The sequence below is a fragment of the Microbacterium sp. STF-2 genome (genome assembly GCF_034650155.1).
GTDB lineage: Bacteria > Actinomycetota > Actinomycetes > Actinomycetales > Microbacteriaceae > Microbacterium > Microbacterium maritypicum_A.
Genome location: NZ_JARKMW010000001.1, coordinates 1,717,558 through 1,741,844 on the forward strand (window position 1 = coordinate 1,717,558; position 24,287 = coordinate 1,741,844).

Consider the following 24,287-nt stretch of genomic DNA (forward strand, 5'->3'; position numbering starts at 1 on the left):
GTCAGAATACGCGGACAGGATCTGTCCGCATTGGTTCTTACGCTCGCTCCCATGAACGAATCCCTCATCGAGACCGAAGGCCTGACCAAGGTCTTTACCGTCAAGAAGACGCCGGTCCACGCCGTGACCGACGTCTCCTTCACCGCCGTGCCCGGAGAGCTCGTCGCCTTCCTCGGTCCCAACGGCGCCGGCAAATCGACGACTCTGCGGATGCTGACCACCCTGATCCCGCCCACCTCCGGCCATGCGCGGGTCGTCGGGCACGACATCCGCTCCGACGCGGCCGGGGTACGCGCACGCATCGGGTATGTCGGTCAGCTCACGAGCGGCAGCTTCTCGCAGCGCGTACGCGACGAACTGCTCAGCCAGGGCGCCTTCTACGGCATGTCGCGTCGGGACAGCGCCCGGCGAGCGGACGAGCTCATCGACTCCCTCGATCTCACGTCCTTCGCGACCCGCAGTGTGCAGCAGCTCAGCGGCGGACAGAAGCGCCGACTCGACATCGCGCTCGGACTCATGCACGCACCTCCCCTCATCTTCCTCGACGAGCCCTCCACCGGACTCGACCCGCAGAGCCGGGCGAACCTCTGGGAGCACATCCTCGACCTGCGCACGCAGCACGGCACCACGGTGTTCCTCACCACGCACTATCTGGAAGAGGCCGACCGCTACGCCGAGCGGGTGATGGTGATGGACAAGGGGCGGATCATCGCCGACGACGACGCCGCCTCCCTCAAGGCGACCCTTGCCGGCGACGTGCTCACCTTCGGATTCGCGGATGCCGCCGAGGCGGCGAGCGCCCGCGCCGTGGTCGCCCGTCTCAGCCCGGCGCCGGTGACCGCGGACGGGCAATCGATCTCCCTCGCCGTGCAGGACGGCGACCGGCTGCTCCCGGTGATCGTGCGCGAACTCGACGCCGCCGGGATCCTGGCCCGTCGGGCCACAGGAGTACCGCCGACGCTCGATGACGTCTTCCTCGCCCTCACCGGCCGCACCCTCCGCGATGCCGGAGAAGGAGCGGATGCCACGGGCGAAGCATCCGCTCCCGGCACGCCCGAGAACAGCCCCGCCTCCGAGAACCGCACGACAGGAGTCCTCTCATGATCACCAACGACACCCTCGTGCGCCCGAACCTCGCGCGCGACACCCGGAACGTGCTGACGCGCGAACTCAAGCCCGTGCTCCGCGACCCGTTCACGCTGATCTTCAGCCTGCTGCAGCCGCTCATCTTCCTCGGGCTGTTCACGCCCCTGCTGATCGGCGACTCCGGACAGCCGGCCGGTGAGACGCTGGCGTGGTTCGTGCCGGGCGTGCTGGTGATGATCGTGCTGTTCGGCACCGGGTCGACCGGGTCGAACCTGCAGTACGAGATGATGACCGGCTCGCACGAGCGCACTCTGGTCGCCCCGCTCGCCCGGTCCTCGCTGCTGGTCGGGCGTGCTCTCAAGGAGATCGCACCGATCGTCGTGCAGGCTCTGGTGATCGTGCTGATCGCCTGGCCGTTCGGATTCGCGGCCGACATCCTCGGTCTACTCATCGGCCTGGCACTGCTGGCCGTTTTCGGGGTGGGTCTCGGCTCGCTGTCGTACTCGCTGGCTCTTGCGACGAAGGATCGGGAGTGGCTGTTCTGGGGTGTGCAGCAGTCGCTGATCTTCCCGCTGCTGATCCTGTCGGGGATGCTGCTGCCCCTCGACGCGGCGCCCGACTGGATGCGAGCCGTCGCCTCGGTCAACCCGGTCAACTGGGTCGTCCAGGCCGAGCGTGCCCTGTTCGCGGGAGACATCGGCGATGTCACCGTGTTGTGGGGCTGGGTCTCGGCGCTCGCCGTCGCGGTCGTCGGACTGATCGTCGGAGTGCGCGCGATCCGTCGCAGCAACTGACCGCGCCCGGTGGTGCGCCGCTGCGGGCATGCCGAAACCCAGACGCAGTGGCGCATCATCGGCGCGTCGTGGCGCGACACCCCGACGGTGGAACGAAGCGTCTGGGTTTCGGCAGCGCCTGAGGACCGCGGCTCAACGGCGCAGGGAATCGTCGAACGGGTTCGGCTCCAACGTGTAGTCGGTCGACGCGTCCGCCCAGGTTCCCCCGTCGGCGGGCAGTCGGCGTCCGCGCACCGCGGCCAGCGCTCGGGTCGCCGGCGCGCCCATGGCCAGCGCCACCGCACCCCGCACCGTGCGATCCTCTGCGCCGAGCACACTCGCCCGATGCCAGGCCTCGTGCAGTGATCCACCGCGGGCCGACGGCACCCGCCGCGCCGGCAGTGCCCCGGAACGCCGCAGCGCCACGAGCTGCTCGACCCGCTCCCACCACGTCGACTCGCCATCGGGGTGGAAGTAGTTGTCGCGCAGCCAGTCGGGGTGCGCATGTCGGAAGCGCCCCGCCACGACCTCGCTGCGACCGCCGAGCAGCCCGCTTCCCACGAACACCGTGTTCAGCAGGTCCTTGCTCACCCCGAACGCGTCGAGGGCGATCACGGGCACACCGAGAGCCGTGGCCTCGATCGCGGCGGTGGAGCTCACGGTGACGAGGCCCGCGGCCGTCTCGAGCGCGGTGCTCATCGAGTCGTAGGAGAAGACGAGATTCGGCGGCAGGCGCGACGGCAGCAGCCCCGCATACGGTTCGCGCTCGAGGTGGGTCTCCGACTCCCCCGGCCGCGAACGCAGCTTCACCACCACACGGCGACCCGGCTCGGCCTCGGCCGCCCGCACGAGCATGGCCGCGATCTCGGCCCGCTGGTCTTTCGCGAGCGGAACGAGGGCCTGCGCGGCGAAGACGACGTCGGTCGCCGGTGGCTTGACCGGGGCAGGCCGCGGAGGGCGCTCGGCGACCGCGACGCCACCGCCCCGCGCGGCAAGACCGGCTCGCCGACCCACCACCGCATCGATGCCGACGCGCTCCGGACGCAGCATGCGCTGCCGCCGCCGGGCGAACGGGAGGGTGGCGAGCGCCACCGGCGTCTGCACCCCGATGCGGCGGCCGAGTTCTTCGAAGGCCCGCGCCTCCCTGTGGGAATGCACGACCAGCAGATCGGTGTGGCGGCGGTAGTCCAGCGCCCCGCGCTGGGCGGGGATCGCCATGCCGGGCAGTCCCGAGACCGTGACCGGTCGATGCTCCAACGCGTCGATCACGCGTCCCATCAGCCGCACGAACGGTCCGCGCCCCGCGAGCAGGACCACGTCGGGGCGCTGTCCGGCCAGCCAGGCCTCCGTCTGCGCGAACCCGATGCGGGTGACGTCATCCGGTCTGAGCGTCGTGCCGGCGAGAGCCGTGCGCTGCTGCTCCGCGCTGGCCGTGAGCGGTGTGCGCACGAGCAGCAGGTGCGGGCGCACGCCCGGCACGGAACCGAGAAGGGAGGCGGCCCACTTCACGAACGAGTCGGCATCCGCGACGGCGACGACGCGGATGCCGGTGGCCGCCGTCATGCCGGAACGCGGCGCAGCTTCGCCATCGGCGCACGCTCGCTGTCGAACACCCGCTTGACGCCGTCGCCGGTCGCACGCTCGATCACACGGATGTCGCGTACGAGGTGCTCGAGGCCCGTCGGCTCGAGCGAGGCCGCATGGTCGGATCCCCACATCGTGCGGTCCAGGGTGATGTGGCGCTCGACGGCGACGGCTCCGATGGCCACGGCGGCGAGAGAGATCTGCAGTCCGCGCTCATGACCCGAGTAGCCGACGGGCACTCCGGGATAGCGGTCGCGCAGCGTCGCGATCACCCGCAGGTTCGCCTCTTCCGGCTCCAGCGGGTAGGTCGACGTCGCATGCATGAGGACCACCCGATCGGTGCCGAGCGTGTCGAGCGCCCGGTCGATCTGCTCGATGGTCGACATGCCGGTGGAGAGGATCACGGGCTTGCCGGTCTCTCGCAGCGCGATCAGCAGTTCGGTGTCGGTGAGGCTGGCCGAGGCGACCTTGTGGGCCACCACGTTCAGGTCTTCGAGGAACGCGACGCTGGGAACGTCCCACGGCGAGGCGAACCAGTCCAGGCCGAGCATCGTGGCGTGGTCGCCGATCTCGACGTACTCGTCGCGCCCGAACTCGACACGACGGCGGTAGTCGAGGTAGCTCATCACACCCCAGGGCGTCTCGCGCGGAACGTCGCGCATGTGCTCCGGCGTCGAGATCTCCGGTGTCCGTTTCTGGAACTTCACGGCATCGGCACCGGCTCGGGCCGCGACGTCGATGAGCTTCTTCGCGATGTCGACGTCGCCGTTGTGGTTCAGGCCGATCTCTGCGATGACGTAGGCAGGACGCCCGCCGCCGATCACTCGTGAGCCGATGCTGACAGTCATGATTCCTCCGGTGTTCGAGCGTTGGTGCTACCCCTCCTTCCTGGATACGGGCCGAGGATGAACACCGGGCGACCGCCGGGTTACCGGCATCGGTCAGCTCGACAACACCCGCTCGATCAGCTCCCGCACCGCACCCTCTCCACCTCTGCGACGCAGCACGACACGGGCCTCTTCGATCACCAGCGGATGCGCGTTCGCGACCGCGACCGGCCACCCCACGATCCGCATCGCCGGCAGGTCGTTGACGTCGTTGCCGAGGTAGGCGATGTCGCCGAGAGGCACCTCGTTGTCGCGCGCCCAGTCGCGCAGCGCCGTCTCCTTGTCGTCGATGCCGTGCAGCACGGGGACCCTGAGCTTGTCGGCGCGAGCGCGGACCACCGGATTCACCTCGGTCGACAGGATCAGCAGCGGCACGCCGGCTCGGCGCAGCAGGGCGACGCCCATGCCGTCCTCCCGGCTGACCCGCACCCGTTCACCGCCGTCGGCGTCGATGATCGCGGTGTCGTCGGTGTGCACGCCGTCGAAGTCGGTGACGACCGCGCGGACCGGGATGGGCGTGGGGGCCTCGTGCAGGCGGGCGAGCGCACGGGCGACGCGGAGTTGATCCGCATCGTCGATCTCGATCGCCGTCCACTCCGGCACTGCCGCGATGCGGATCCTGCCGAAGAAGCGATGCTTGTTCTCGCGGAAGCCCGCGGCCCGGAACACATAGAACGCGCCGGTCTCGAGGTGGTGCGGCTCCCGGTCCTGTCGGCGCGGGCGGTGCGCGGCTTCGTGGTTGATCGCCACCGCCTCGCTCCCCTCCCCTTCCCGCCACAGGAACCCGTAGGTCTCGTGAGCCGAGAAGACGCTGTCGGCGCGGTCGGCACGGATCTCCTCCACGGCGTCAGCGAGCGCATCGCTCGGGATGAACGGCGAGGTCGCCTGCAGGAACGCCACGATGCCGACGGCGTCTCCGTTCGCCTCGAGGTCGTCCAATGCATGCAGGATCGCGCTCTCCGAGGTCGCGGTGTCACCGGAGAGCGCCGCGGGGCGACGGACCACCCGCGCGCCGGCCGACGTCGCCACCGCAGCGATCTCGTCATCGTCTGTCGAGACGACGACCAGATCGATGCCGGGTGCGGCGGCCGCGGCGCGGACCGCACGCTCGACCAGGGGCACACCGCCGACGCGCTGCAGGTTCTTGCGTGGCACCTGCTTCGATCCCCCGCGCGCCGGGATGATCGCCACCGTGAGGGGCTTCCGCTCGTCCATCGTCCACATCCTCGTCGTCGCCATCGTCATCGTCCGCGTAGCGCCCGCCACGCACGCCCTGCCCGTCTCCTGGCCCCGAGGGCGTGAAGGCGCCACTCCTCGATCCTGCCCATTCCCCCGGCAGGACGCAGCGCACGACGCAGGGCGTTCTCCGCCGGCGCACCGGGCAGCCGCAGCTCGGCGAGCCGTCGGGGCGTGAAGTACCGAGCACGCTCGTCGGCGTCGAGGCCACGCAGCAGTTCCTCGGCCCGACCCCGCAGGTGGCCGGCGATCTCCGGCTGCATCGCATAGCCGACCGCGTCGATGAGCAGCTGCAGTCGGGCAGGATCGGTATAGGGCGAGTCCTCACGCGTGAGGGCGTCGACCAGGGTGACGGGAATCCGGTTGCTGTTCTCGAAAGGCGTCAGGGCGGCCAGCACGGTGTCGTTTCCCGCCGAACCGATCGCCCGGCCGAAGAGCGCATGCACGGTCGGCAGCGCGGTGGAGAACCCGGCGACCACCGCCACCGCGTCCAGTCGCTCGGCGAGCAGTTCCGCGGGGAGGGGGCCGCGATACTCCTCGAAGTCGATGCCGCGACGGGCCGCTGCCTCTTCGACGGCGGCGGTCACCAGCGGCGGAGCGGCCGGATGTGGTTTGAACACGATGCGCCGCGGTCGCCACTGCGCCGCGCGGTCGACCAGGCGCGTCTGCAGATCGATCTCGGCGGCCGCCGTCATCAGTCCGAGCGCCGACAGGTACTGTCCGAGCACGAGCACCGTCGAGCCGGACTCGTCCGGAGGCTCGGTCGAGCCGGCATCCGTCTCGCCCAGGGCGGCGGCGAACACCCGCGGCGGCACCGGCACGACCTGTGCACCAGGTGACCCGACGAGCGGTCGGACCCCCGGTACGACATCGGCGTAGACGACCTGTTCGATGCGTGCGGCGACGGAGTAGGGGATCCGCACCCGCATCGGCGAGTACGTCATCAGACCATCGCCGATGATCGTGATGCGCGCCTGCGGGAACAACGCCATCAGTGTGCGGGCCGGCGCGACCTGCGGACTCTGCACGAACAGTTCGAGATCGTGAGGATCCAGATCCCACGCGCGTGCGAACAGCCGCTCCAGCATCGGCAGGTCGGAATCGGCCGGCTCCCACGAACTCGGATGCATGGGCCCGAGCAGGTCTTCCCACGGCTCGATACGGTCGAACCGCGCACGCAGAGATCCGAGCGCCGGGTCGTGCGCGATCCCGACCACCGTCTCGGGCACTCGAGACGAGGTGAAGGGAACCAGGAGGCGCTCGCCGACGGACGCGTCGAGGAGTCCGGAATCGATCCCGGCGACGGCCGTCGCCAGGCCATAGGCGCTGTGGAGCGCGAAGATCTGCGTCATGCCGCACGCCCTGCCTGTCGGAGGATGCGCGCGAGCACGCGGCGGCGCGGCCCGCCGAGGCGCCCCAGCACCGCAGTCACCTCATCAGTGGGGAGCCGGCGGAGCATGTCGCGGATCCCGGATCGCATCTCCGTGCGCAGCTGTGGGCTCATCCGCCGTGCGCGCACGAGGTGGTGGGAGCTGAGGGCGAGTGCGGTCCAGACGACCTTGGGCAGGAAGCGCTCCGCCTCCGCGTCCTGCTCGACCACTGAGACGACCTCATTCATGGCCCTGGCGAAGTCGAGTTGCCGCCGATCGTGCACCTGCGTCAGCGATGTGGCGACGCCCCGGCGGTAGAGCAGGGCAGGCGCATCGACCACAGCGAACGATCGGGCCTGCAGGTGCAGTCGCCAGATCCAAGGACGGTCCTCCGCTGTGAACAGGCCCTCCGGGAACGCCGCGAGACCGCTGTCGATGATCCGGCGGTGGAAGAGCCCTGCCCAGGCGTAGGGATAGTCGACCATCGTCGACTCGTTCTCGGGCAGGATCGCCTCTCGCGGCGGTGTCACCCGCTCCCGCCACGGGTGCGGTGCGCGGACGAGCGCCCGCTGTCCATCGGTCACCGTGACGTGGTCGGTGCGCACGAAGTCGCAGCCGAGCTCCCGCATACGCGACAGCAGTACCTCGAGCCGCCGCGGCTGCATCCAGTCGTCGCCGTCCAGGAAGCAGAAGGCGTCGCCCTCGACATGCGCGAGGCCTTGATTGCGGGCCGTCGCGAGCCCGCGCGCCGTCGGATTCCGGAGCACCTCGGCGTGATCGAAGCACTGCGCGTACTTCTGCATGAGCTCGCCGGTGTCGTCGCGGGACCCGTCGTCGATGGCCACGAGCTTGACCGCTCCGGCATCGTCGAACTGGCGGGTGAGGGTTTCGAGCGTCGTCCCGATGTACTCGCCGGCGTCTTTCGCGGGCAGGATGACGGTGACGAAGGGTGTGCGCACAGGACTCCCGGAGACGGACGGTGTCCGGGAATGGTGCCAGGCGGTCGTTGCCGGATGGCGACGCGGAGGTGAACGATGGGTGTCCACGGAGACGAGCACTGAGGTGTGGTCCCGCACCCGAACGGAACCACACCTCCCAGTGCATCGCACTGCCGAACGTGACACGTTCGGGATGCAGGATCGCAGATACGACCCCGCGGGCCACGGGGTCGTCTGACCCCCATCAGACTCCCCCGAGACGTTCTTCGTCGTCGCATTCGTTCCCAGAGACGAAAGCGACCTCCGGTAACATAATACATGCCAGCATGATGGAACCTGCGCGCCGCGATGCCGCGCTCTTCGAGGTTCGGTTCGCACCCGCGCGACGCATCGACGACGATGGGAGCATGCTCTGGCCCTTCGGATCGACCTGGCGTCCCGTGCGACAGCGTCGTCGCGACACCGTCGATCTGCGATGGCTCAGCGCGAGGACGTGGACCAGGCGCTGGTACCCGCAGGGCGTCGACGTCGGCGAGTGGCGCGGGCGACGCACCCTGGCCGTGAGCTGGTTCCGTCAGGAGCTCTCCGGGGAGCACCTCGCCTCCCGCGTCACGCTCGTCGATCTGGAGCGCTCGCGCCACATCGACATCCTGCTCGCGGTCACCGACGACGAGGGTGAGCTGCAGCCGGCGCGGATCCACGCCGGTGGCCTCGCCTGGTTCGGGGATCGCCTGTTCGCCGCGGCCACAGGACGCGGTGTCTGGGAATTCGACATGTCCGACATCCGTCAGGTGCACGGCGCACTCGCTCAGCGACTGGCCGGGGCACGCCGTCGCGGTGGACGCACGACGGCGCTCATCGCGGTACGCACCCGCGTGCATCCGATCGCGCTGCGCTGTTCGTACCTGGGCCGCGTGTTCGACGACGCTGGCGCGTCGTTGCCGCGAGTGCTCATCGGTGAGCACCGCACGGATGACAGCGGCCGGATCGGCGAGTTCATCGTCCCCGCGAGCGCCGAGGACGACTTCGCCGAGGTCGATCGCTTCACCCCGGGCATCCCGCGGATGCAGGGGGCCGTCCGCTGGGGCGATCGGCACTTCGTGTCGCAATCCGACCGTATGCACCCCGGTACGCTCTGGAGCGGCCGGCGCGAGGCGCTCGCTCCGACTCCGGTGCCGCTGCCGGTCGGATGCGAAGACCTCGCCCTCGACCTCGAGGCGGGACTGCTGTGGTCGCTCGGCGAGCACCCGTGGCGGCGCGTGGTGCGCGGCATCCCCTTCCCCCGACTCGGCATCCCCCGCAGCACCGACGACGGGACCGCCGACGGCACCCGCGACGGAGGCCGTCCGCAGCGAACGTAGACTGGAGGGGTGAAGAAGCCCGCGCCTTTCCTCGTCTACACCGTGCTGCGGCTGCTGGCGTTCCTCGTCCCGCTCGCCATCCTCTGGGTGTTCTTCCCGATCTTCCGAGAGTTCTGGTGGCTCGCCGCGATCTTCGCCGCGCTGATCGGCATGAGCATCTCGATGCTGTTCCTGCGTACGCCCCTCACCGACGCCTCCGCCCGGTTGCAGGAACGCCGCGAGAGCCGCTCATCCGCCGGACAGGCCGATGCGGACGCCGAGGACCAGGTCATCGACGAGTCGAACGACTCGATCGACGGCGACGCCAGGGCCTGAGCGCCCCGGCTGCGCTCAGCCGACGAACGCCCAGAAGAGGGCGCCCGCGTAGAGCAGCGACGTCAGCGACGTGAGCGCCAAAGCGGTCACGAGTTCCTTGGGCTGACGGTAGGACCACACGATGGCGATCGCCGGGAGCCCTGCGAGCAGCGCCAGCAGCGAGATCCATGCGATCGGGAACGCCAACGCCAGGAAGGCCGCGATCCCGAACGGCGCGATCACGAAGAGAGTGAACAGCACCTGGGTGGCCCGGCGTCCGATCAGCACCGTCAGCGTGCGCTTTCCCACTTCGCGGTCCTGATCGATGTCCCGCAGGTTGTTCGCGAGGAGCACGGCGCAGGCGAAAAGGCCGGTCGCGATCGCACCGAGCCACGCCTGCTGCGGCAGCGCGAAGATCTGTACCCAGGTCGTGCCGAGGGTGGCGACGAGCCCGAAGAACACGAACACGAAGACCTCGCCGAGGCCGTAGTAGCCGTAGGGCCGCTTGCCGCCGGTGTAGAACCAGGCGGCCACGATGCAGGCGGCGCCCACCGCGAGCATCCACCACTGTCCGGTACGCACGACGATCGCCAGCCCGACGAGCGCGGCGAGCGCGAAGAACACCAGCCCGATGATGAGGACGGTGCGCGGCGCGACCCGCCCGGATGCGGTCAGGCGCGCGGGCCCTACCCGGTGGGCATCGGTGCCGCGCACGCCGTCGCTGTAGTCGTTCGTGAAGTTCACGCCGATCTGCAGCAGCACCGCGACGGCGAGACAGGCGAGCGCGATGACCCAGTGGAACTCGGGCCCGGTGCTGCGCGCGGCTCCCGTGCCGATCACGACCGGCGCGATCGCGAGAGGAAGGGTGCGAAGACGCGCGGCCCCGATCCAGTCGGAGGCCGTCACGGGGCCCGCTTCGACCGCCGGACGCTTCGCCGGGTTGCCGCTCGTGCGGACCGGGGTGCGCTTCGCGGTCGGGGTCTTCTTCTTGCGCTGGGAGGATGCTGCCACGCAGGGAATCCTACTGGCCGGGGCGATGCCCGACCTCAGCGTGAGGGCCCATCAGGAGTTCGGGTTGCTGTCCTTGCCGTCGAGCCACAGGGTGTCGGACGCGTCTGCGTGGGCACCGCCCGTGCCCACGTGCTTGTCGCTGATCTGCGGGCCCTTGGTGATCACGTGCACGAGCGCCATGGCGTGCCCCTGACCGAGTTGGTAGTCCTCTTTGAGCCACGCGACGATCGGCGTCGCCTTGGTGGTGCGGTCGAACCCCTTCTCGGTCGCGAGCGCGATGAACTGCCGCGGGGTGAGGCCGGTCTTGGTCTCGATGTTGTCGAGGTATGCCTGGAAGGACATCGGTGCTCCTGTGGTCAGTCCTCATCGAGGAACGTCTGGATGATGGTGGCGGAGGCGTGGATGCCGATGATGCGGAGCACCCCGTCCCCCACGTTGGTGAAGCGGTGCGGGATGAAGGCGGGCCCGGTGGCCGTGTCTCCCGCCCCGGCCACGAAAGTCTCCTCGCCCACCGCGATCGAGGCAATGCCCTCGATCACGACCCAGGTCTCAGGATAGGGATGCCAGTGCAGCCCCGGCCCTTCCCCCGGCTGGTTCTCGACGAAGAAGTACGACACCTCGGCGCCGTGCTCGGCTCCCACGAACCTGCGGCTGCCGCCCGTACCGATGCGGATGTCCGCCCCGGAGACGACCCCGTTCGATGGTGATGTGCTTTTCATGGCACCAGTCTCGACAGACTCGCGAAGAGTCCCTAGAGTTTCGACGTGGATCGAAACTCCGGCCCGATCGAGGGCGTCGAGCACCCCGATCACCGCGTCGAGTTCCACCTGAGCCCGGGTGACGTCGAGGCGGTGCGGTTCGGCATCTCGCCCGGACACGAGCTCGCGCACGCGGTACGGGTACTACGGCGACCGACCGCCCACCCCCTGCAATGGGGGTGGCTGCGTTCCGTGCGCGACCGCCTCCCCCGCGACGACGTCGCGCTGCTCGCCACTGTGATCGGCGACGACGGCTACCTGCCCGACTTCCTGACGACCACGCCCCGCTGGGACCTCACGCCCGAGATCGAGCTCGACGAACTGCGTGCCGCATCCCTCGGCCCGATGCGCGTCGACTTCGGGAAGATGGTGGCGCGGTCGAGCGGAACCCGGCGAGAGGCTCTCCGCGAGATGCGGGATCACCCCGCCCGCGCCCGCAGCCTGATCGCCGACGCGTGGGGCGCCGTGTGGGACGCCGCACTCGCCCCGGTGTGGCCGCAGCTCGACCGGCTGCTGCGCGCCGACATCGCCGTCCGCACACGCACGATGGCGAGCGCGGGCATCGCCGGCATGGCCGGCGATCTGCACCGACAGGTGACCTGGGGGTCCGGTGCCGTCCGCGTCTCGCTGCGCCGCCACAGCGAACAGGTCGACTGCCGGGGAAGCGGCATGGTCCTGGTCCCGTCCGTCATGTCGTCATGGGGATGCATGGTGCTCACCGAGCCGCCGGCACAGCCCACCCTGTTCTATCCCGCCCGGGGAGTCACGGCCGGATGGGCCCGCGACGCCACCGAGATCGCCGACGCCCTCGGCGCCCTGTTGGGGCCGGCCCGAGCGGCCATCCTGCTCGGCGCCGGCACGGCCCGCACGACCTCGCAGGTGGCACGCGATGCCGACATCGCGATATCGACGGCATCGCACCACCTCTCGGTGCTGCGGGGCGGCGGTCTCATCGCCAGCGAACGCGACGGCGCCAGGATGCTGCATCTGCGCACGCCGCTGGGCGAGGCGATGGTCGGCGCGATGCTCTGACGCCCGCTCGTCCGACTACTCGGTGGAGCCCACCGGGATGATCGGCCGGTGCTCGTAGTACGTCTGCAGGACCACGGTCGTGCGGGTGCTGACGTTCGCCGCGAGCCGCACGTCGCGCACCAGTTCTTCGAGCGCACGCGGTGACGGAACCCGCACGAAGAGCATGTAACTGGCATCGCCGGCGATGGAGTGACATGCCTCGATCGCGTCCAGGTGCTCGAGCAGCTCGGGCGCGTTGTCGGGCTGCGCCGGGTCGAGCGGGGTGATCTCGATGAACGCCGAGAGCGGCGTGCCCACCTGCTCGGGGTCGAGGATCGCCTGGTATCCGGAGATGACTCCCCGCGTCTCCAACCGACGCAGGCGCGACTGCACCGCCGAGACCGACAGCCCCACCGCATCCGAGAGCTGGGAGAGCGTGGCACGGCCGTCACGGGAGATCGCGGTCAGGATCGCGCGGTCGACAGAGTCATCCATGGCTGTAAGATTATCGTCAGGATTCCGTTTGTGCAGGAATCTTTCCGTCAAAAACTCCGATCGGAGGTCCCGATGTCCCTTCTTTCCGCCAACAGTTCCGCTGTTCAGGCCATCGTCGGCGAACCCGAGGTCGTCGAGGACGCATCGATCGCCGAGCAGTCGACCGCCTGGGCACAGCTCAAGGACGCGGCGATCGCGATCCGCGAGATGCAGATCAAGGACGGCTCGATCCCGGACGCCGCTCATCATGCCGCGGCCCGCGAGCTGGTCGGCGCCATCACCGCCGCGATCCACGCGCTCGCCCCGGCCTTCCCGCACGACGCCGAGTATCTCGCCGCCTCCGTGGTCGACTTCGACCGCTGGTCCGCCTCGGACTTCGGCGTGCCGGACTTCCTCGACTCGCTCATGGCCTTCCAGCCGCAGCAGCACCGCGTCGACGGCATCCGTCACCTCGTCGTGTTCCCGATGTACACGCAGAACGGATCGAGCGACCGCCTGGTCGAAGCGCTGATCGTCGAGACGATCTGGCCGGAGTTCATCGCGGCGCTCGAAGCGGGCGACTACGGCAACAAGCTGTTCGTCTCGCTGCGTCTGGTCGACTTCACGCCTGGATACGACACCAACTCGGCCGTGCTGTTCCCCGAGACCGTCGCGATGCGCGAGATCCCGTCCTTCACATGGGGCGCGATCTTCCAGGACCGCGAGGCGGCCCGCTACCGTCGCGTCACCCGTGCCGCTGCCGAGATCACCAACCTCGACCTGCCGGAGCGCGCGGCCGCGATGCTGGACGATCAGCAGGTGGCAGAGAAGACGTTCGTGATGTGGGACATCATCCACGACCGCACCCACATGCGTGGAGACCTGCCGTTCGACCCGTTCATGATCAAGCAGCGGATGCCGTTCTTCCTCTATTCGCTCGAGGAGATGCGCTGCGACATGACGGCGTTCCGCGAGTCCGTGAAGATCGAGCGCGCCCTCGCGGCACGCATCGACGCCGGCGAGGAGCTCACCGCGACCGAGCAGGAGATGCACGACTACGCGCACCTCGTGCAGTACGCGGTGATCTTCGACCGCATCTTCCGCTTCTCGATCACGGGCACCCGCACCCGCAACTACGACGCGGTCGGCGGGCAGCTGCTGTTCGCATGGCTGCACCAGCGCGGCGTGCTGCACTGGACCGACACCGCTCTGGCGTTCGACTGGGACAACGTGCCCGATGCCGTGGTGGCTCTGGGCGATGCGATCGACGACCTGTACTGGCACTCGATCGACCGCCCGAAGGTCGCGCACTGGCTCGCCGCATACGAACTGGTGCGCGGCACGCTCACCCCGCACCCGGCATCGCAGTGGGCTCGCGGGCTCTCGGACGAGATCCTCGCCGGGGCGCCGAAGGGCTACACGGACGCCGTGATGGACGACGAGTTCCCGCTGTCGATGTTCTTCGAGACCCTCGACAAGAAGATGAAGCCGGTCATCGAGTCGACTGTCGGCATCCGCGGTACCGACGACTGAGGATGAAGACCACGCGCGCACCGCGCGCGTTCCGAGTGTGACGCTGGGGCGCACCGCGCTGCGGCCGGAACCTGTTCTGCGGATCTCTCCGCGGGTTCCGGCCGCAGAAGCCCCGACGACGCGGAAGAGTGGACACATGGCTGAACGCACCGATTCGAACGCCGCCGGACGCACCGTCGTCCTCGCCGGAGCGACCAGCGCCGCCGGCCTCGCCGCCACACGCGCACTGGTCGCCGCGCATGCCCGTGTCATCGCCACCGGCCGCTCCGCGGAGCGCCTGCGGGAACTCGCAGATGCCGGGGCTCAGGTCGAGGTCGCCGATGCGACCTCCCTCGACGCGATGACCGCCGTGGCCTCGCGGATCGGCCCCGTGGATGCGGTGGTCCCGCTGGTCGGCGGCTGGCGCGGTGGTGGAGGGCTGGCCGGGCAGTCCGACGCTGACTTCGCCGCCCTGCTGCCGGCACTCGAAGCGGTGCGCGCCACGAGCCGGGCGTTCGACACTGCCCTGCGCGCCTCCGCGGCCGGACGCTTCGCGATCGTCTCCTCGACCGCCGTCGCACGTCCCCTCGCCGGCGGGGCGAACTACGCCGCCGTCAAGGCCGCGAGCGAAGCCTGGGCCCGAGCGGTCGCTCAGGGGTATGCCAAGGCGTCGCGCGAGGCCGGGGAGCCACTGCGGGCCGCATCCGTCGTGTTCCGCGCCCAGGCGCTCGATGCCGAGGTGCTCGCTGCACGGATCGTCGCGCTGTGGGATGCGGACGCCGCCGAGCTCAATGACCGGGTGTTCGACGTGGCCTGATTCCGCCCGGGATCACCGACGCGGTCCCCCGGATTCGGGGGGCATCCCCGGCACGACGGGCGGTGCGTCCGCACGCCGGGTCACGACGGGCTCGGTCTCGTCATCGTCCGGTGTCCGGTCCGAGATCTCCTCCTCCGCCCCCGCGACCTCCTGCTCCGGAGCCTCTGCGTACAGCTCTGTGAGCTTGCGATACGAGCGGGTGAAGAAGGCCAGGGTGGCGGCGACGACCATGATCAGTCCGGCGAACAGGCAGATGAGCGCGATGCCTCGAGCCTCTCCCTCGCCGAGCAGCCACCCCCACTGCCGCTGCCCCTGCGCCGTGTCCATGTACGGGATGATCAGGAACTCGGCGATCGGTGCGATCAGGAATGCGGTGATCGGGGCCGCTGCCGCCTCCATCGCGGCGGCCACTCCGAACACGCGCCCCTGCCGCTCGAACGGCACGACCTTCTGGATCACGGTCTGCTCGGCCGCCTCCACCGGAGGCACCAGCGCCATGTACACCCACATGCCGACCACATACAGCGGCCACCACTCCCGCAGCATGAACACGGAGCCCAGCAGCCCCATCGCGATGACCACGAGCAGCATCGTGCGCATCGGCTTCGGACCGAGACCGAACTTGGCCACGAGTCCCCCGCCGACCAGGAATCCGGTCGACGCGAACGCCAGGGCGAATCCCCAGGTCTGGGCGTCGAAGAGCGTCAGCCCGTAAGGATCCATGAGCGCCATGTAGACGCCGCCGATGAGGTTGTTGAACGTGGAGAAGATGATCAGTGCGAAGAGGCCGGGAGCCAGCCGGATGGCCCGCACGCTCCCCCGGAAGTCGAGCGCGCTCGACGCGTTCGGGTCGGGCTCCGGATTGCCCTCGGGGATGCGTACGAACAGCAGATGCACGAACGTGAGCGCCATGGCGGCGATCGCGATCGCGAGCGTCCACCCCATGCCGAGGAAGCCGATCGAGAGTCCCGAGAACACGCTCGTGACGAGGAAGGCGATGCCCTGCACCGTGCCGACCAGGCCGTTGGCGTTCGCACGTCTCTCTTCGGGGATGAGCAGGGTGACCGTCGTGGACAGCGCGATGTTGCGCAGCTGCTCGATGACTCCGCCGAACAGGATGATGCCAGAGAACAGCCAGAACCACGGTCCTCCCAGGTCGAGCAGGGCCGCCTCGGGCTGCCAGAGGTAGAGCACCCCGGCCACCAGGAAAGCGACAGCCGAGATGACGCTCGAGATCACCATGACGGTGTGCTTGCGGTTTCGATCGACGATCGTGCCGAACGCCATCGCGAAGAACGCGACGAACAGCATGTAGGCACCGCCGATGATGCCCGTGGCCAGCACCGACTGCGTCTCGATGTAGACCCAGAACGTGAGCGCGAACCACAGGAAGCTCGTCGTCACGTTCGCGATGAGCGTGTTGACGAGGACGTTGGCGAAGGCCCTCTTCGCTGCGGTGCGCTGCATGCCTAAGAGGGTAGGACCGGCCTCCGACATCCGGAAGCCCCTCTCCGGACAGAGCATCGTCGTCGCACCGCGAGCACCGGCCGGACAATTAGGCTGGGGAGGTGAGCATCCAGCATGACCCCGCGATCCGGGGCTTCGCCAGTGACAACTACTCCGGTATCCACCCCGAGATCCTTGCGGCGATCGTCGCGGCGAACGGCGGCCACCAGAGCGCCTACGGCGAGGACGCGTACACCGCGCGCCTGCAGGAGGTCTTCCAGGAGCACTTCGGCGAGGGCGTGGAGGCGTTCCCGGTGTTCAACGGCACCGGCGCGAACGTGACCGGCCTGCAGTCGATGCTGCCGCGTTGGGGCGCGGTGATCGCCGCCTCCACCGCGCACATCAACGTCGACGAGGCTGCGGCGCCCGAGAAGATCGGCGGCTTCAAGCTGCTCACGGTCGCCACCGACGACGGCAAGCTCACCCCCGAGCTGATCGACCGCGAGGCCTGGGGCTGGGGCGACGAGCACCGCGCGCAACCGCTGGTCGTCTCGATCACCCAGACCACCGAGCTCGGCACGCTGTACACGGCCGAAGAGATCCGCACGATCGCCGACCACGTGCATGAGCGCGGCATGAAGCTGCACCTCGACGGCGCACGCCTCTCGAACGCCGCTGCCGCCCTCGACCTGCCGCTGCGCGCGTTCACCCGTGACGCGGGTGTCGACGTGCTCACCTTCGGCGGGACGAAGAACGGTGCCATGCTCGGCGAGGCGATCGTCGTGCTGAACCCCGAGGCCTCCCACGGACTGAAGTACTCGCGCAAGTTCAACATGCAGCTGTCGTCGAAGATGCGGTTCGTGTCGGCGCAGCTGATCGCCCTGCTCGAGAGCGACCTCTGGTTGCGCAACGCCCAGCACGCCAACGCCATGGCGGCCCGTCTGCGTTCCGAGATCGAGGCCGGCATCGCCGACGGCTCCATCCGGGGCGTCGGATTCACCCAGCCGACCCAGTCCAACGGCGTGTTCGCCACGCTCCCCGACGGCGTCGCCGACCAGCTCCGCGACTCATTCCGCTTCTACGACTGGGATGCGGCGCGCAAGGAGGTGCGGTGGATGTGCGGCTTCGACACCGAGCAAGCCGACGTCGACGCCTTCGTCGCCGAACTCGCCCGGCTCACCACGGCCTGACCCTCCACGAGCGTCGGCGCAGAAGACGTCAGCGCAGCAGACCGAGGCTCGCGAGAGCCTGTCGGATGAGCGTGCCGCGGCCGTTCTCCATCTCGGCGGCGACCGCGTCGGAGCCGGCGGCCTCCGGCGAGAACCAGGTGACCTCGAGAGCGTCCTGACGCGGCTCGCACGTTCCCGTCACCGGCACCACGAACGCCAGCGACACGGCGTGCTGCCGATCGTCGTGGAACGCACTCACCCCGGGGATCGGGAAGTACTCGGCCACCGTGAACGGCAGCGGCTGCGGCGGCAGCAGCGGGAAGGCCATCGGGCCCAGGTCGTTCTCGACGTGGCGGAAGAGGGCGTCGCGGATCGTCTCACCGAAGCGGACGCGACCGGACACGATCGTGCGCGTCATCTCGCCCATCGGAGTGGAGCGCAGCAGGATGCCGATCTCGATCACCTGGCCGGAGCCGTCGGTGCGCACCGGGATCGCCTCGACGTAGAGCATCGGCAGACGGCGCCGAGCCTCTTCGAGCTCGAACTCGCTCAGCCAGCCGGGATTCGCGTCGGGCGCGGGCCGGTTCGAATCCGGGAAGTCACCGAGACCGTCGTCATCGGGCTCCGGATCGGGATCAGGTGTGCGGACGGCCATGTGTCCTTTCTACCAGCCGCTTCTGCGAACCGACACCGCTCGCACGTCGGTCGCCCCTGGCAGGATGACGGTGTGAGCGAGAACCTGACGATCGACGACACCGCGACCCGATGGTCGTCCCCCGACCGCGCGGGGATGCCACTGCTGGTCCTGCTGCACGGCTACGGCGCCGACGAGCACGACCTGTTCGGACTCGTCCCCTTCCTCCCCGAGGGCATCGCCGTCGCATCCGTCGCTGCGCCCCTCGCACCCCCGTGGCCGATGCCGGGGCGCTCCTGGTATCCGATCGAGGGGCTCGACGGGCGCAGCTCCGAGGCCGTGACCGTCGCGGCGGAGGCATTCCTGCGCTGGCTCGACACCGCAGCAGCCGATGCCCCCTCGGTCGCCCTGCTCGGCTTCTCTCAGGGCGCGGCGGTGTCGCTGCAGGCTCTGCGCCTGGCACCGGAGCGCTTCGGGGCCGTCGCGGTCCTGAGCGGCTACGCGGCACCGGGCGAGCTGCCGAACGACGAGTCGCTGGCAGAACTGCGCCCGCACGTGTTCTGGGGTCGGGGCACGCACGACGACGTCATCCCGCCCGCGTTGATCGATCACACCGCGCAGTGGCTGCCTGCGCACTCCGAGCTTTCCGGACGGGTGTACACCGGACTCACCCACAGCATCTCCGAAGAGGAGCTGACCGACGTGCACCGGTTCTTCACGAAGTGGCTGGAGGGGATCACCAACGGCTGATCAGAGCTCGGGCTTCTCGTCGGGCTTCTCCTCTGGCTTCTCCGCGGAAGCGCCGGGATCGCCGTCAGGGCCGTCGTCGGTGTCGTCGCCGTCAGGGCCGTCGCTGTCAGGGGCGTCGTCAGGGTCGCCCTCAGGCTGTCTTCCCGGGCGGGAACCCCCGCCCGACGTGATGGCGACGGAGAGCGCGACGCCGATCGCCAGACCGATCCCGATGCCGAGCGCCCAGTTCTGCAGGGCGGCGCCCATCGACGCTCCGATCGCCACCCCGAGCGCGAGCCCGACGCCCAGCCCCATGCGCGAACGCGACTCCTGCGGACTCGGATCCTGATCTGCCATGACTCCACGGTACGGACCCGTCGGCTCGACGGCATCCCCCACGCGACGGAGATCCGACACGCCCGGGGGTTGCGCGATCCTGACAACCCCGGGTATCGTCGGGGAGTCCTGTCCGCCGTGTCTGGAAGTCCTTTGATCTGATCCGTCGCCTCCGCGCTCTTCTTTCCGCGCGCTGACCCGACGATCGCCGACTCCACGGCAGACCCTCTCCTCTCGCATCCTGTGACGCGTGTCACGGCCCGGCAGGGGCTCGGTGTCAGTGCACCCTCGCACCCGACAGGAGACACTCATGTCAACTCCCACCACTGTTCACGCGTCGGTCATCCTCGACCGGCTCACCTTCACCTGGCCCGACGGATCGGTCGCGCTCGACGGCGTCTCCGGGTCGTTCGGCTCGGGCCGCACCGGCCTCGTCGGACGCAACGGCGCAGGCAAGTCCACGCTGCTGCGGCTGATGGCCGGCGAACTCGAACCGACGTCGGGCGTCGTCTCGGCATCCGGCGAGGTCGCGTACCTGCCACAGCAGCTGACGCTCGACGTCGACCGCCGCGTCGCCGACCTCCTCGGGGTGTCCGAGGCGCTCGATGCCGTGCGGGCGATCAGCGCCGGCGACGTGGATCCCGCCCACTTCGACGCGGTCGGCGACGACTGGGACATCGAGGCGCGCGCCGAGGCGTCCCTGGCGGAGGCCGGACTCGCCTCGGACTTCCTCGACCGCAGGGTCGGCGAGCTGTCGGGCGGGGAGGCCGTGCTCGTCGCGATCGCCGGCATCCGTCTGCGCCGCGCACCGATCACGCTCCTCGACGAGCCGACCAACAACCTCGACCGTGACGCCAGGGCGAAGCTCGCGGCGATGGTGCGCGCCTGGAAGGGCACACTCATCGTCGTCAGCCACGACCTGTCTCTGCTCGAGCTGATGGACGACACCGCCGAGCTGTACGCCCAGACCTTGAGCGTGTTCGGCGGACCCTACTCGGAGTGGCGTGCGTGGCTGGACGCCGAGCAGGATGCCGCGAAGCAGGCCGAGGTCACCGCCGCCCAGGTGCTCCGCAAGGAGAAACGCCAGCGGATCGAAGCCGAGGTGAAGCTCGCTCACCGCACCCGCACCGCGAAGAAGGCCGAGATCGAGAAGCGGGTCCCCAAGATCGTCGCGCACGGCCGGAAGATGGCCGCCGAGGTATCGGCCGGCAGGCTCCGCACCGAGGTCGGAGCGAAGGAGGATGCCGCGCGCTCGGTGCTCGACGAAGCCGGGCGACGGGTACGCTCCGATTCGTCGATGAAGATCGAGCTGCCCGACCCTCAGGTGTCGCGCAGCCGCCGCATCGCGACGGTCGGCGATCACGAACGCGCGTGGGTGATCCAGGGGCCGGAGCGGGTCGCGCTGATCGGACGCAACGGCGCGGGGAAGACCACACTGCTGGGGCGGTTGGTCGCCACCGGCGTTCACAGCTCAGGAGCAATGACTCCCGTCGGGCCGCAGGGGCGGGAAGGAAGCGGATCCGAGACGGAGGTCCTGAGTTCCGTACGGCCAGCCCTGCATGCCGAAGCCCATACCGACCTGATCGGCTACCTGCCGCAGCGGGTCGACGGCCTCGACGAGGAGCGGTCGGTGTTCGAGAACATCGCGGCCGCGGCGCCGCACGTCCCGGAGAAGGAGCTGCGCAACCGCCTCGCGCGGTTCCTCATCCGAGGGGCCACCGCCGAGCGACCGGTCGCCGCCCTCTCCGGTGGCGAACGCTTCCGCGTCGCGCTGGCGAAGCTGCTGCTCGCCGACCCGGCACCCCACCTCGTGGTGCTGGACGAGCCGACGAACAACCTCGACCTCGACACGGTCGACCAAGTCGTCGACGCCCTCCGCGCCTACCGCGGGGCCGTGCTCATCGTGAGTCACGACGATGCGTTCCTGCGGCGGCTCGACCTCGATCTGACACTCCAGATCGACGCCGACGGCGCGCTCCAGGAGGTCTCGCTGGAGCAGTGACGCGCGGGAGGACGACAACGCGCGGAAGACGACGACGCGCGGAAGACGACGACGCGCGCCGGGACTCCGTTTCCTCGGCGCGCGCCGTCGTCGCACCGGAACCGTCAGACGAGGCCGACCTCGTAGGCGAGGATGACGGCTTGCACGCGGTCGCGCAGATCGAGCTTGAGCAGGATGCGGCCGACGTGGGTCTTCACCGTCGACTCCGACACGAACAGGCTCTCGCCGATCTCGGTGTTGTTGTATCCCTTGGCGATCGCGAGGAAGACATCCCGCTCGCGTTCGGTCAACACGTCCAGCCGCGAATCGACCGCCTCGGCCTGTCGGGGAAGACGGGTGGCGAACAGGTCGAGCATCGACCGTGTGACGCGCGGCGAGACAAGGGCGTCACCGGCGGCGATCGCGCGGATCGCGGCGGTCAGCTGCGCGGGCGGGGTGTTCTTCAACAGGAACCCGCTCGCTCCTGCGCGGAGGCTGCCGAACGCGTACTCGTCGAGGTCGAAGGTCGTGAGCACCAGCACCCGGCTCGACGGCGTGCTCCGCACGATGCGCCTGGTCGCCTCGATCCCGTCCATCTCCGGCATCCGGATGTCCATCAGGATCACGTCGGGTCGCAGATCGGCCGCGAGGTGCACGGCCTCCGCTCCTGAGACGGCCTCCCCGACCACCTGCATGTCATCTTCGGCATCGAGCACCATCCGCATACCGCGACGGATCAACTCGTGGTCGTCCACGATGAGCAGCCGGATCTTCTCCTCGGTCATCCCTGTTCCTCCTGTTCGGGAAGTTCCACCCGTACGCGCCATCCGCCCTCGGGGAGCGGACCGGCGTCGACCGTCCCGCCGGCCAGCCGCGCACGTTCCCGTACGCCCACGAGGCCGCGGCCCGATCCGACCGAGGCCGCCGGCGGGCCCTGCCGGCCGTCATCGGTGACCTCGATCACGAGGACCTCGCCACGGAGATCGAGACTCACGAGCACCTCACGCGGGTCCTTGGCATAGCGCAGCGCGTTCGTGAGCGCCTCCTGCACGATGCGGTGGATCGTGTTCTGCAGCGCCGGTGACCCGGGCGCCGCCCCTTGCATATGCACCGTCACCGGCAGGCCCGCGGAGCGGAAGGTCTCGACCAGGGCCGTGAGTTCCGCCAGTCCGGGGTTGGGGCGCAGCGGGCTCTGCTCCTCGCCGTCGTCCGCGTCGTCGCCGAGCGCGCCCAGCAGCTGGCGCATCTCGACGAGCGATTGCCGTCCGACCTCGCCGATCTCCTGGATGGCGCTGCGCGAACGCTGCGGATCCTTCTCCGCGAGCGCGCCGGCGCCGTCGGCGAGCGACACCATGACCGACACGCTGTGCGCGACGACGTCGTGGATCTCGCGGGTGATCCTCGCGCGCTCGGCCAGCGTCGCGATCCGCGCCTGCTGGTCACGTTCGCGTGCGAGCTGGTTGGCGCGGTCGAGGATCGCCCCGATGTAGCGCCGCCGGTCACCCACGGTGACTCCGAGGAGCGCGGCGATCAGCATCACGACGAGGAACAGCAGGCTGCCCGGCACATACGTGAAGCCGCCATCGGGGGCACCGCGGCGCAGCCAGTCGAGAGCGGGGAGCACCACGACCCCGGCCAGCACCGTCACCCCGAAGGCGACCCATCCGCTGCGGTTCGAGCGGTAGACGAAGAGCGCGTAGAGGGCGAAGCCGACGCCGATCGGCTCGGCAGGCGTGTCGGCGATGAGCGCGACGACCGCGACGACCGCGAAGACCGCGAACGTGAGCCACGGCCGATGCCTGCGGAAGAGGAGTCCTCCCGCCGCGAGAACGCCCAGCACTATCGGGACGACGATCGGAGCGAGCGGAGTCCAGTCGCCCGAGGAGAGGGGAGCGACGACCGCCCAGAACACGCTCACGATGAGGTAGGCGAAGGTGAGCAGACCGTCGAAGAGCCAGGGGTGGTTTCCCCAGAACCGCCGGACGACCCCCGGCGGCCGCGGCAGGTCCACCGACCGGACCCCGCTCTCGCCGACGGATGCTGACTCTCGCATGTGACGACTCTACGCACCGCACGTCGGGTTCCTCAGCGGGAGACGGCGACGAGCGCACCCGTCGTGGTGCGACGCGCGGTGCTCTGATGCGGGTCGAGGGTCGGCGCCACCGGTTTCCACGTCTCGCGCCGTACCCGTCGACGCCGCTGCGCGACCGCCGTGTCCATTCCGAGGATCGCGAGCCACCCCATGCCGATGGTGGTCGCGACGAGCTCGAAGATGCTGCCGATGTCCGTGCGGAACTGCAGCAGGGAGAGGATGCCTCCCGCCGCGGCGATCACGGCCGTCGAGATGCCTGCGCCGAGCGACAGCACCCGGAGCGTGCGCCGACCTTCGACGAAGGAGACCTGCAGCATTGCGAACGCGGCCAGGGCGAAGGCGAGCACGGCGACCGTGGTGTGCACCAGGTCCTGCCAGGTGAACGCGGGCCCCACCGGCAGCGGGCACCCGGTCGTGCACGTGACCTGCGAGGCCACCAGGAACAGCGATGATGCCATCGCCACCGAGAACGACGGCGACCAGATGCTCAACCACGGCACCGTCGAACGCAGCCCGCGCGAGGCCCAGGCCACAGCGAAGCCACCGGTGACGAGGAGCAGCAGTGCGAGCTCGAACCATCCCGCGGTCGGCTCGCCGTCGGCTCCGAGTCCGCTCACATACAGGACGCGGTCGATGCTCAGACGGGCGACCCAGATGATGGTCAGCGCGACGGCGACGAGCAGGCTTCCGACGATCGAGGCGACGATGCGGAGAGCGTTTCCGGCGGACGGAGGGGTGGTGTTCTCGGTGGGCATAGGGAGACGGTATGAGCGGAGGGAACCCGGTCG

The 24,287-nt window shown here is 69.6% G+C and carries 25 protein-coding genes; 10 read left to right on the top strand and 15 right to left on the bottom strand.

Annotation, left to right across the window (positions count from 1 at the left end; genetic code table 11):
- Positions 1-51 precede the first annotated feature (51 nt).
- Complete coding sequence (locus MicroSTF_RS08275; RefSeq protein ID WP_322954885.1) at positions 52-1,104, top strand: ABC transporter ATP-binding protein; 1,053 nt, start codon at positions 52-54, stop codon at positions 1,102-1,104.
- Complete coding sequence (locus MicroSTF_RS08280; protein ID WP_322954886.1) at positions 1,101-1,880, top strand: ABC transporter permease; 780 nt, start codon at positions 1,101-1,103, stop codon at positions 1,878-1,880. Before MicroSTF_RS08275 ends, MicroSTF_RS08280 begins: the two co-directional genes overlap by 4 nt.
- Before the next feature lie 132 nt (positions 1,881-2,012).
- Here MicroSTF_RS08280 and MicroSTF_RS08285 read toward each other — a convergent pair whose 3' ends face one another.
- The 5 genes from MicroSTF_RS08285 to MicroSTF_RS08305 all read right to left on the bottom strand — a co-directional run bounded on the left by MicroSTF_RS08285 (position 2,013) and on the right by MicroSTF_RS08305 (position 7,895).
- Positions 2,013-3,422, bottom strand: coding sequence for a DUF6716 putative glycosyltransferase (locus tag MicroSTF_RS08285; RefSeq protein ID WP_322954888.1), 1,410 nt, complete (start codon positions 3,420-3,422; stop codon positions 2,013-2,015).
- Positions 3,419-4,291 (bottom strand): N-acetylneuraminate synthase family protein, encoded by an 873-nt coding sequence (locus tag MicroSTF_RS08290; protein ID WP_029260018.1) that lies wholly within the window; start codon positions 4,289-4,291, stop codon positions 3,419-3,421. The genes MicroSTF_RS08285 and MicroSTF_RS08290 overlap by 4 nt, the downstream gene beginning before the upstream one ends.
- Before the next feature lie 93 nt (positions 4,292-4,384).
- Positions 4,385-5,545 carry an acylneuraminate cytidylyltransferase gene (locus MicroSTF_RS08295; RefSeq protein WP_322954891.1) on the bottom strand — a complete coding sequence of 387 codons (1,161 nt, stop codon included), beginning with the start codon at positions 5,543-5,545 and terminating at the stop codon, positions 4,385-4,387.
- A gap of 26 nt (positions 5,546-5,571) precedes the next feature.
- On the bottom strand, positions 5,572-6,918 hold the full coding sequence (locus MicroSTF_RS08300; protein WP_322954892.1) for a polysialyltransferase family glycosyltransferase: 1,347 nt from the start codon (positions 6,916-6,918) through the stop codon (positions 5,572-5,574).
- A complete protein-coding gene (locus MicroSTF_RS08305) occupies positions 6,915-7,895 on the bottom strand; it encodes a glycosyltransferase family 2 protein (RefSeq protein WP_029267447.1) in 981 nt (326 codons plus the stop codon). The genes MicroSTF_RS08300 and MicroSTF_RS08305 overlap by 4 nt, the downstream gene beginning before the upstream one ends.
- Positions 7,896-8,200: 305 nt before the next feature.
- Here MicroSTF_RS08305 and MicroSTF_RS08310 point away from each other — a divergent pair, with 305 nt between their 5' ends.
- The gene (locus tag MicroSTF_RS08310) at positions 8,201-9,235 is read left to right on the top strand and encodes a hypothetical protein (RefSeq protein ID WP_322954895.1); all 1,035 of its coding nucleotides are present in this window, start codon (positions 8,201-8,203) and stop codon (positions 9,233-9,235) included.
- 9 nt (positions 9,236-9,244) lie between these two features.
- A complete protein-coding gene (locus MicroSTF_RS08315; RefSeq protein ID WP_029260013.1) occupies positions 9,245-9,550 on the top strand; it encodes a DUF4229 domain-containing protein in 306 nt (101 codons plus the stop codon).
- Between the two features lie 15 nt (positions 9,551-9,565).
- Here the strand turns inward: MicroSTF_RS08315 and MicroSTF_RS08320 are convergent, their stop codons facing one another.
- The 3 genes from MicroSTF_RS08320 to MicroSTF_RS08330 are packed head-to-tail and all read right to left on the bottom strand — an operon-like array spanning position 9,566 to position 11,259.
- A complete protein-coding gene (locus MicroSTF_RS08320) occupies positions 9,566-10,540 on the bottom strand; it encodes a 1,4-dihydroxy-2-naphthoate polyprenyltransferase (RefSeq protein ID WP_322954898.1) in 975 nt (324 codons plus the stop codon).
- Positions 10,541-10,591: 51 nt separating this feature from the next.
- Positions 10,592-10,882: a DUF4287 domain-containing protein gene (locus MicroSTF_RS08325; RefSeq protein WP_021201172.1), complete on the bottom strand. Its 291-nt coding sequence runs from the start codon at positions 10,880-10,882 to the stop codon at positions 10,592-10,594.
- Positions 10,883-10,896: 14 nt separating this feature from the next.
- Complete coding sequence (locus tag MicroSTF_RS08330) at positions 10,897-11,259, bottom strand: cupin domain-containing protein (RefSeq protein WP_322954901.1); 363 nt, start codon at positions 11,257-11,259, stop codon at positions 10,897-10,899.
- A 45-nt stretch (positions 11,260-11,304) separates the two neighbouring features.
- Between MicroSTF_RS08330 and MicroSTF_RS08335 the strand changes: the two genes are divergently transcribed.
- Positions 11,305-12,330, top strand: a complete 1,026-nt coding sequence (locus MicroSTF_RS08335) for an ArsR/SmtB family transcription factor (RefSeq protein WP_081859773.1) — start codon at positions 11,305-11,307, stop codon at positions 12,328-12,330.
- 15 nt (positions 12,331-12,345) lie between these two features.
- Here MicroSTF_RS08335 and MicroSTF_RS08340 read toward each other — a convergent pair whose 3' ends face one another.
- Complete coding sequence (locus MicroSTF_RS08340; protein ID WP_017829260.1) at positions 12,346-12,804, bottom strand: Lrp/AsnC family transcriptional regulator; 459 nt, start codon at positions 12,802-12,804, stop codon at positions 12,346-12,348.
- Positions 12,805-12,876: 72 nt separating this feature from the next.
- Here MicroSTF_RS08340 and MicroSTF_RS08345 point away from each other — a divergent pair, with 72 nt between their 5' ends.
- Positions 12,877-14,316 carry a DUF6421 family protein gene (locus tag MicroSTF_RS08345; protein WP_029260009.1) on the top strand — a complete coding sequence of 480 codons (1,440 nt, stop codon included), beginning with the start codon at positions 12,877-12,879 and terminating at the stop codon, positions 14,314-14,316.
- 136 nt (positions 14,317-14,452) lie between these two features.
- Positions 14,453-15,112, top strand: a complete 660-nt coding sequence (locus MicroSTF_RS08350; protein WP_021201177.1) for an SDR family NAD(P)-dependent oxidoreductase — start codon at positions 14,453-14,455, stop codon at positions 15,110-15,112.
- Positions 15,113-15,124: 12 nt separating this feature from the next.
- Here the strand turns inward: MicroSTF_RS08350 and MicroSTF_RS08355 are convergent, their stop codons facing one another.
- Positions 15,125-16,579: an MFS transporter gene (locus MicroSTF_RS08355; protein WP_322954904.1), complete on the bottom strand. Its 1,455-nt coding sequence runs from the start codon at positions 16,577-16,579 to the stop codon at positions 15,125-15,127.
- A 101-nt stretch (positions 16,580-16,680) separates the two neighbouring features.
- Here MicroSTF_RS08355 and MicroSTF_RS08360 point away from each other — a divergent pair, with 101 nt between their 5' ends.
- A complete protein-coding gene (locus MicroSTF_RS08360; protein ID WP_167255555.1) occupies positions 16,681-17,748 on the top strand; it encodes a threonine aldolase family protein in 1,068 nt (355 codons plus the stop codon).
- A gap of 28 nt (positions 17,749-17,776) precedes the next feature.
- Here the strand turns inward: MicroSTF_RS08360 and MicroSTF_RS08365 are convergent, their stop codons facing one another.
- The gene (locus MicroSTF_RS08365; RefSeq protein ID WP_021201180.1) at positions 17,777-18,382 is read right to left on the bottom strand and encodes an NUDIX hydrolase family protein; all 606 of its coding nucleotides are present in this window, start codon (positions 18,380-18,382) and stop codon (positions 17,777-17,779) included.
- Positions 18,383-18,454: 72 nt separating this feature from the next.
- On the opposite strand from MicroSTF_RS08365, the gene MicroSTF_RS08370 reads away from it, so the two are divergent.
- The gene (locus MicroSTF_RS08370; RefSeq protein ID WP_322954909.1) at positions 18,455-19,111 is read left to right on the top strand and encodes an alpha/beta hydrolase; all 657 of its coding nucleotides are present in this window, start codon (positions 18,455-18,457) and stop codon (positions 19,109-19,111) included.
- On the opposite strand, the gene MicroSTF_RS08375 is transcribed toward MicroSTF_RS08370, so the two are convergent.
- Positions 19,112-19,447, bottom strand: a complete 336-nt coding sequence (locus MicroSTF_RS08375; protein ID WP_297555704.1) for a hypothetical protein — start codon at positions 19,445-19,447, stop codon at positions 19,112-19,114.
- Positions 19,448-19,736: 289 nt separating this feature from the next.
- Between MicroSTF_RS08375 and MicroSTF_RS08380 the strand changes: the two genes are divergently transcribed.
- Positions 19,737-21,428 (top strand): ABC-F family ATP-binding cassette domain-containing protein, encoded by a 1,692-nt coding sequence (locus MicroSTF_RS08380; protein ID WP_322954912.1) that lies wholly within the window; start codon positions 19,737-19,739, stop codon positions 21,426-21,428.
- Positions 21,429-21,532: 104 nt separating this feature from the next.
- Here the strand turns inward: MicroSTF_RS08380 and MicroSTF_RS08385 are convergent, their stop codons facing one another.
- Genes MicroSTF_RS08385 through MicroSTF_RS08395 form a run of 3 tightly spaced genes read right to left on the bottom strand, consistent with a single transcriptional unit; the run spans position 21,533 to position 24,254 of the window.
- Positions 21,533-22,192, bottom strand: a complete 660-nt coding sequence (locus tag MicroSTF_RS08385) for a response regulator (RefSeq protein WP_029260003.1) — start codon at positions 22,190-22,192, stop codon at positions 21,533-21,535.
- Positions 22,189-23,460, bottom strand: coding sequence for a sensor histidine kinase (locus tag MicroSTF_RS08390; RefSeq protein ID WP_297555700.1), 1,272 nt, complete (start codon positions 23,458-23,460; stop codon positions 22,189-22,191). The genes MicroSTF_RS08385 and MicroSTF_RS08390 overlap by 4 nt, the downstream gene beginning before the upstream one ends.
- Before the next feature lie 32 nt (positions 23,461-23,492).
- Positions 23,493-24,254, bottom strand: coding sequence for a DUF998 domain-containing protein (locus MicroSTF_RS08395; RefSeq protein ID WP_322954915.1), 762 nt, complete (start codon positions 24,252-24,254; stop codon positions 23,493-23,495).
- Positions 24,255-24,287 lie beyond the last annotated feature (33 nt).